This window comes from Halomonas sp. BC2 (assembly GCF_002078115.1).
GTDB lineage: Bacteria > Pseudomonadota > Gammaproteobacteria > Pseudomonadales > Halomonadaceae > Vreelandella > Vreelandella stevensii.
In genome coordinates this window covers 47,003-49,258 of the sequence record NZ_LFGT01000025.1, presented here as the reverse complement: position 1 = coordinate 49,258, position 2,256 = coordinate 47,003, and the positions used below count along the sequence as shown (strand labels likewise).

Below are 2,256 nucleotides of genomic sequence, written 5' to 3'. Positions count from 1 at the left end.
CGCGGCGGCGGAGCATCGTCCAGCAGGGCATGCAGGCGCTCGCGCGGTGGCGCCTTGGCAGGGGCGTCTTCCCATTCACAGGCTTGCGTGGGGAGTGCGTTGGGCAGTTGATAGCGGGAGGCCCAGGCGGTAATGCCCATGGCCTCCAGATAGTGCCTTCGCGCGGCTTCCGGTGTCACTTTCCGCCGCCACGACAGTGGGGCGAATCGGGGCGCGCACCGCCCCGGGCCTGCCACTCGGCGGGCGTGTAGAGGTGCAGCGCCAGAGCGTGCACCGGCCCCGACAGCTCGTCGGCCAGCAGCGCATAGATCTGCTGATGGCGTTTCACCGGCATCATGGCTTCGAAGCTATCGCTGACCAGCGTGACCTTGAAATGCGTTTCAGAGTTGGCCGGCACGTTGTGCATGTGGCTTTCGTTTTCGACCTGGAGCAGCTCAGGGGTCAGCGCCGCCAACTTCTGCTCGATCTGTGTCTGTATCGCCATGGGGCGTTCTCCTTCTGTCCGCAACGTCACCATTGTACGCCCTTACTTGCCAGCCGACGATGCCCGCCGCGCCAATAACGCCTGCTGCGCCACGCGAATACGCGACAGGCTGGCCAGCAGCGCCAGAAGCGTGGTGGCCGCTCCCAGCCAAAGGGTCAGCTGAACGGGCGCCCCTAGCGCCAGGGCAGCCCCCACCAGGGCCACCCCGAAAGACTGCCCGACCGTGCGCATGGTGCTCATGACTCCCGACACATTGGCGCTACGCTCCGGCGGCAGGCTGCCCATCATTTCGCGGTTGTTGGGGGGCTGAAACAGGCCAAAACCGATGCCGCACAGCGCCGTGCGCCACAGGCTTCCCGCCACGCCCGTGCCTTCATCGACCTGCGCCAGCGCCACCAGCCCGATGATCAGCAGCACCAGGCCCGTGCTCGACAGCAAGCTAGGGTTGATACGGTCTGCCAACCTGCCTGCCAGCGGCCCCACCAGCATGATAGCCAGCGGCCACGGGGTGAACAGCCAGGCCGTTTCCAGCGGTGAAAAGCCCATCTGCTCCTGATAGAAAAACGACAGCGCCACGAAGGTCAGCCCTTGGCCGATAAACGCCAGTCCAGAAGCCGACACGGCCAGGGTAAAACGCTTTTCGGCAAAGACGCTCAGCGGCAGCAGCGGATAAGGGGCGTGCCGCTGGCGGCGGATAAACAGCCCGCAAGCCAGTACGGCCAGCAGTGCCCAGCCCCCGCTTTGCCACAGGGGCGCAGCGTGCCCGACGGCGTCCATGGCCACGAAGAAGCTGGCCAGCATCAGCATGGAGTAGAGCGCCCCCAGGGTATCGAAGGCGCCTTGCCGGGGAGTGTCGCGCGGCAAGGCCCGGCCCGCCAGCCAGAGCGAGCAGAGCCCCAGGGGCACGTTCAGCGCAAACAGCCACGGCCAATCGGCGAACGACAGGATGACGCCACTCAAGGTCGGGCCTGCCGCGTAGCCCCCGGCCACCACCAGCGCACTCAAGCCGAGCGCGCTGCCCAACAGCCGCGACGGGAAGATGGCTCGATAGAGCGATGGCCCTATGGAGAGGGTGGCGGCAGCGCCCAGCCCTTGCAAGGCGCGAAACACCAGCAATGACTCCCACTGGCGGGATAACGCCGCCCCCAGCGAGGCGGCCATGAAGAGGCCGATGCCGAACAGATACAGTCGCCGCCGTGTGACCAGCTCACTAATACCGGCAAACACCAGCAAAAAGGCGGCGCATACCACTTGAAACAGGTTGGTGATCCAGACGGCCCGAGACGCCGGGATATCCAGGTCGGCGGCAATCGTCGGTAACGCCAGGTTGATCATGGTGGTATCCATAACCGCCATCAAGGTACCGGTCACCAAGGCCAGCACGGCCAACCGTCGCTCTGGCCCGGGCAGGCCGTCGTCACCGGGGCGAGTTTCGAACAGTCGCATGGTCATCACTTCCTGAACAACCCCCTCTGAAACGGCGAAACCGGCCGAAGCCGGCTTCACAGTGCGCTTACGGTGACTGCTCCCCGCCCTGACGGGCGAGGCTTCCCACGTCTTAGGCCGCTGCCGGTGCGTGACCGGGCTTACACAGGCCTCGATGGGCAGAGACCGACAGTCCTTCGGCCTTCAACTGGATGATGCCTTGATGCTTGATGTTAAGCGCCGCATTGATGTCGCGGTCGATGCCCTGGGTGCCGCAGTGAGGACAATCCCAAGTGCGAACCGTTAGCGGCATTTGTTCGACCTTGTGGCCGCAGCCCGCACAGGTC

At 65.2% G+C, this 2,256-nt stretch carries 3 protein-coding genes; all 3 read right to left on the bottom strand.

From position 1 onward, the window contains the following. Nucleotides 1–175: 175 nt before the first annotated feature. Nucleotides 176–484 (bottom strand): BolA family protein, encoded by a 309-nt coding sequence (locus tag B7L71_RS14640; RefSeq protein WP_081138839.1) that lies wholly within the window; start codon nucleotides 482–484, stop codon nucleotides 176–178. A gap of 42 nt (nucleotides 485–526) precedes the next feature. Beyond that, nucleotides 527–1,930: an MFS transporter gene (locus B7L71_RS14635; RefSeq protein WP_081138877.1), complete on the bottom strand. Its 1,404-nt coding sequence runs from the start codon at nucleotides 1,928–1,930 to the stop codon at nucleotides 527–529. 112 nt (nucleotides 1,931–2,042) lie between these two features. Next, on the bottom strand, nucleotides 2,043–2,256 hold a 214-nt coding region (locus tag B7L71_RS14630; RefSeq protein WP_139788491.1), incomplete at its 5' end, for a zinc ribbon domain-containing protein.